This window comes from Ideonella sp. B508-1, from assembly GCF_000333615.1.
Taxonomy (GTDB): domain Bacteria; phylum Pseudomonadota; class Gammaproteobacteria; order Burkholderiales; family Burkholderiaceae_C; genus Ideonella.
The window spans coordinates 1-4,803 of record NZ_BADL01000455.1; the positions used below are offsets into that span (position 1 = coordinate 1).

A 4,803-nucleotide genomic window follows, 5' to 3' on the forward strand; every position below is an offset into this window, starting at 1 on the left:
CCACTGGGCCGAGAACGGCGCCAGCCCGGGCGATCCGTCTCCCCCCAGGCGCCAGCCACTGCGCTGCTCGTAGCGGTCGTAGGACACATTGGCATCCCAGTCGGCCGCCAGGGCCACCTCCAGCCGCAGGCCGGCCGTCAGCGCGCCGAAGCCCGAGAGGCGCTGGTCCGGCGAGTGGAAGCCGTTGGCGTCGTAGCCGGGCGGAAAGGGAACGCCCAGGCTGCTGCTGTACACCGGGTCATAGTAGAAGCGGGCCGCCTTCTGCGTGGTGTAGCGCAGCGAGGGCGTGAGCTGCCAGCCGGAGGCGATGGGCTGCACCCAGGCCGCCTCCACCGTCTGGGCCCGCACGCCGAAGGTGTCGCCGTAGCTGCGCCAGGCCGTGCGCAGCGTGGCGCCCAGCGACTCGATGTGGTGGTTCCAGCGGGCCGAGAGCGTGAGCTGGTTGCGCAGCCGTGGCCGGTTGTCGGGGAACTTGTACGGGTCGTTGAAGTAGCCCGTGCCGTGGCTGCCGCCCAGGCTCAGCTGCACCAGGTCGGTGGCGCTGACGGCCTGGGTCACCCCGGTGCTCCACTGCCAGGTGCGGCGGTGCTGGTCCAGGCTGGGGTCGTCGGTGGAGCCGATGGCATCGCGGGTCAGCGACAGGCCCAGGTTCCAAGTCCGGTTGTTGTCCTCGGTGGACCAGCGGTACTCGCCCGACACGGTGTGCGAGTTGTAGTCGTGCTCGTTCGAGGCCGCGGTGCCGAAGGCCCAGGCCTCGCGCTCGCCGTAGTGGGTCAGCTTCAGGTCGCCGGCCCAGCGGTCCTCGTCCAGCCGGGACGCGCCCGACACCGCGGTGTGGTAGCGCGGCGAGGCGCCGGAGACGCTGTCGTTGACCAGCGAGCCCTCGACGGCCCAGCGGGTGCCCACCGGCAGCACCCAGCCCAGGGCCGGGGCCTGCACGTGGATGCGGTCCAGCCCCGGCTGCCAGTCCCTGTAGGACAGCTGCTGCAGGCTCAGCTCGGCCTGCTCGGGCGGGGTTTCGGCCAGGGCCTGCGGGGCCAGGCCCGGCAGTGCCAGGGCGGCGGCCAGCACGCTGCCCAGCCAGGGGGTGTCGGTGCGATCAGTTGCAGCCACAGCCACCTCCGCCCACGCCTTCGCCACCGGAGGCGTTTTCCTTGCTGGTGTAGATGTGGGTCTCGAAGCGCCGGGACAGACCATCGCTGCCGCCCATGGTCATCTCGGGCTTGGCCAGCAGGCCTTTTTCCCAGGGCTGCGGCGGGTTCCAGGCGCAGCCGCCCAGTGCGGTGATGGCCGCGCCCAGCAGGGCCAGCGCGACCACGCGTGGCCGGCCCCTGCCGGGTTCATGGGGGGTGTTCATGCAGTGCTCTCCTCAGGGGACGGCCCAGGGCCTGGGCGATGCGGGCTTCCAGCTCGGCCGCGTCCTCGGTGCGGAAGCCCTGGTGGACGGCCACGACCTTGCCGCTGGCGTCCAGCAACAGCGAACTGGGCATGGCCTTGACGCCCACGCGGCGGGCCAGTGCGCCCTGCGGGTCGAAGCCCAGGGCGAAACGGGCCGGGTGCTCCGCCAGGAAGTGCTGGGCGTCCTCGCGCCGCGCGTCCAGATTGACGGCCAGCACCCGCAGGCCCTTGGCGCCGTACTTGTCCTGCAGCTGGTTCATCCAGGGGAAGGATTGGCGGCAGGGCCCGCACCACGAGGCCCAGAAGTCCACATAGGTCAGGCGGGCCTGGCCATCGGCCAACGCCAGGGGCTGGCCGTCGGGCCCGGCCACGGTGTTCACGGGCAGGGGCTGCCCAGGCTCAATGGCCTGGGCAGCCAGGCCCGCCAGAGCCAGGGCCCCGGCCAGGGCGGCGCGGCACAGGCCGCCTCGGAAGGAAAGCGTCATCGTCAATGCTCCGGGTGTCGAAGAAGGGTTCACAGCGGGCCTGCAGACGCGCCGCGGCCGCCAGGCCGGACAGGAGACGGCGGACATCGGTGGTGATCGACCGGTGCGGCGGCCGCATCACCATGACGTGGCCCGTGTGCCCGGTGGGTACCGGATGCCGGTCAAATGGTTGCCTTCCCGTGGCGGGAGGCGCGCGCCCTCAGCGGGGCAGCGGACAGTGGCAGGTGTTCGCCGACAGGTGCAGCATGGCCTCGCACAGCTTGGGCATGCCGTCGGCCTGGTCCCGCGCCGAGTCGCGCAGCAGGCGCTCCACAGCGGGCCCGTCCAGATGCGTGCCGTCCTGCAGCAGCAGCGCGGCGGCGGCGCTGAGCTGGGCGGCCGCCAGCGAACTGCCGGAGACGAAGTCGTAGCGTCCGCCGGGCGTGAGCGTGAGCACCTCCTGGCCCGGGGCGGCCAGCGCGACGTCCGAGACCCGGCCGGACTGCACGGCGATCACGCCGGGCACCTCGACGGGAAAGCCGCTGCGGCGCGCCTGGGGCGGCATGGCCCCCACCACCACCACGCCGCGGGAGAGGGCCAGCTGCAGCAGGCGCGTCAGCAGGGGGTCGGACGGACCACCCAGGCTCAGGTTGATGACCTGGGCCCCCTGCTCGATGGCCGCCGACAGGGCCTGGGCCAGCGTGAAGCTGTTGCAGCGGGCCTCGCCCTGCGCCGAGACCTGCCAGCAGGCCTTGTAGAGCAGCACCCGGCTGTCCGGCGCGATGCCGACGATGCCCAGGGCATTGCCGGGGCGGGCCCCGATCAGCCCCAGCACCTCGGTGCCGTGCTGGTCGTGGGCGAAGCGCTGGGCATCGGTGTCCACGAAGTTGCTGCTGCTGACCCGCAGGCCCTGCAGGTCCTCGTGGCCGAGATCCGCCCCCGTGTCGATGACGGCCAGCGTGACGCCCTGACCGCGGCGACAGCGGTGGACGGACAGCACGTCCAGGCCCTGCAGATTGCGCTGCAGCGGCAGGTAGGGGTCGTTGTAGCCCAGGCGCTCGGCGGCGGCGATGGCCGCGGGCGGTGGCGGCAAGGGCGCCGGGCGGGCCTGCGCCCGGGTGGAGAACTCCTGCAGCGGCTGCACCAGGCTCACGCGCGGATCGGCCGCCAGTTGGCGCAGGGCCTCGTCCCGGTCCGCCCCTTCGGGCAGCAAGAGGGTGGCGCAGTGCAGCCCCAGCACCGGGATGGGCCAGGCCGCCAGGGGCTGCAGACCGTGGTCGCGCGCCACGGCGCGCAGCAGCCCCTGGGCACTGGCACCCGTGGCATAGCGCGGCCGGCGGTCGTAGACACCGGGGGTGGTGCCGGCCTGGGCCGCCAGCGGCACCAGGGGGTTGGCCACGGCAATCACCACCACGCGGCTGTTGTCACCATCCGGGGCACCGCCGTGGTGGGGGTCCGGCCCGGTCGCCAGGGGGGTCTGTGCCGGCAGGGCCGCGGGCACGGCGGCGTCCGTGCCCAGGGGCGCGTGGACACAGCCGGCCAGGGTGATCAGCCCGGCGCCGACCCACAGCACGGCGCCCCGCCCGGCCAGCCGTCGCAACACCGTCCGCCAGGGACGTCGTTCCGTCGTCACCGCGTCAACCTCAGGGCCGCGCCGCGCTGGCGGTGGCCTCGGCAAACTGCACGCCCGGCACCTGCCGCAGCAAACGGGCCTGGGCGTCGGCATCGCGGCGCGGGGCCCCCGGCGCAGGCGCCAGCGACCAGACACCGGCCTCGCTGGGCCCGCGCACCACGGTCAGGCCCTGGCCCTTCAGGACCGCGCTGAGTTCGCCCACCGGGCGCCGGGGGTCGAAGACCAGGTGCAGGGTGCCGGTGTCGGGCTGGGCCGGTGCGGCGCTGAGGGTGCGGTAGACCGGCTCGGCCTGTGCCGCCGGGCCGCCCGGGGCGGCCAGGCCGCCGCCCTGCAGCCAGGGCAGGCCCAGCAGCAGCAGGGCGGCCAGCGCCGCCAGCTCCACGGTGCCCACGCCGGCCAGCACCCAGCCCAGCCCGCGCAGGGAACGCCCGGCCGCCCGCACGGCGGGCCGCCGCGACGCCGCCGCCTCGGCCTGGTCCAGGCGCTGCATCAGGCTGGCCAGCCCGCGCTCGGTGTCCGGCAGCGGGTCGGCGTCCCGGGACAGGGCCTGGGCCCACTGCTGTTCGCGCGCCAGGGCCTCGCGGCACTCGGGGCAGACGTCGAGATGGGCCTGCGCCTGGCGCTGCTGCGCGGGGGTGGCGGTGCCGTTGGCCAGCCAGGGCAGCAGAGCCCAGGTGCTTTGGTGGATGCTGTTGTCTTCAGCCATGGTCAATCTCCTTGGCCTGCCGAGGCGGCGGGTTCGCCGGCCAGGTCCGGCAGCAGGTTGCGCAGACGCACGCGGGCATGGAACAGGCGCGCCTTGGCCGTGCCGACCGGGCAGTCCATGATGGCCGCGGTCTCCTCCAGCGTGTATCCCTGGCCGTAGACCAGTTCCACCGTGATCCGCTGGTCCTCGGGCAGGCGCTGCAGGCCCTTGCCCACCCAGTCCTGCAGCTCGCGGTCACTGTCGGGATCGACCGCCAGCCGGTGGGCCAGGTCCTCATCGCTGTCATGGCGGCTGAGGTCGTCCTGGTCACGAAAGGCCTTCAGCGCGGTCCGGTAGGCAATGCCCATGATCCAGGTCGAGACCCGGGCCTCGCCGCGGAACTGCCCGGCCTGGCGCCAGACCACCCAGAAGGTGTCGTTCACGACCTCCTCGATCAGGCTCTCCTGGCGGGTGTGGCGGGACAGAAAACGGGCCAGGCGGGGCTGGTAGGCCCGGTAAAGCCGCGCCAGCGCCTGACGATCCCCCTGGGCGACGGCCTGCAGCAGGGCGGCCTCGTCCTGGGGCTCGGGCGCGGCAGGGCGACGGAACAGGGAGAACATGGT

Annotated in this window: 6 protein-coding genes; all 6 read right to left on the reverse strand. The window is 73.7% G+C overall.

Translation table 11 applies throughout. The features are described 5' to 3' along the window. Window positions 1–1,113: DUF3570 domain-containing protein (locus I73_RS18405; protein ID WP_234409542.1), on the reverse strand; the 1,113-nt coding region annotated here is incomplete at its 3' end. Then, window positions 1,100–1,357 (reverse strand): DUF4266 domain-containing protein, encoded by a 258-nt coding sequence (locus tag I73_RS18410; RefSeq protein WP_051049280.1) that lies wholly within the window; start codon window positions 1,355–1,357, stop codon window positions 1,100–1,102. The genes I73_RS18410 and I73_RS18405, both read right to left, overlap by 14 nt. Then, complete coding sequence (locus I73_RS28910) at window positions 1,341–1,883, reverse strand: TlpA disulfide reductase family protein (RefSeq protein ID WP_022981963.1); 543 nt, start codon at window positions 1,881–1,883, stop codon at window positions 1,341–1,343. Before I73_RS28910 ends, I73_RS18410 begins: the two co-directional genes overlap by 17 nt. 199 nt (window positions 1,884–2,082) lie before the next feature. After that, on the reverse strand, window positions 2,083–3,495 hold the full coding sequence (locus I73_RS28915; RefSeq protein ID WP_159105905.1) for a S8 family serine peptidase: 1,413 nt from the start codon (window positions 3,493–3,495) through the stop codon (window positions 2,083–2,085). A 10-nt stretch (window positions 3,496–3,505) separates the two neighbouring features. Beyond that, window positions 3,506–4,201 carry a zf-HC2 domain-containing protein gene (locus I73_RS18425; RefSeq protein WP_022981965.1) on the reverse strand — a complete coding sequence of 232 codons (696 nt, stop codon included), beginning with the start codon at window positions 4,199–4,201 and terminating at the stop codon, window positions 3,506–3,508. A 2-nt stretch (window positions 4,202–4,203) separates the two neighbouring features. Then, window positions 4,204–4,803: sigma-70 family RNA polymerase sigma factor (locus tag I73_RS18430; protein WP_022981966.1), on the reverse strand; the 600-nt coding region annotated here is incomplete at its 5' end.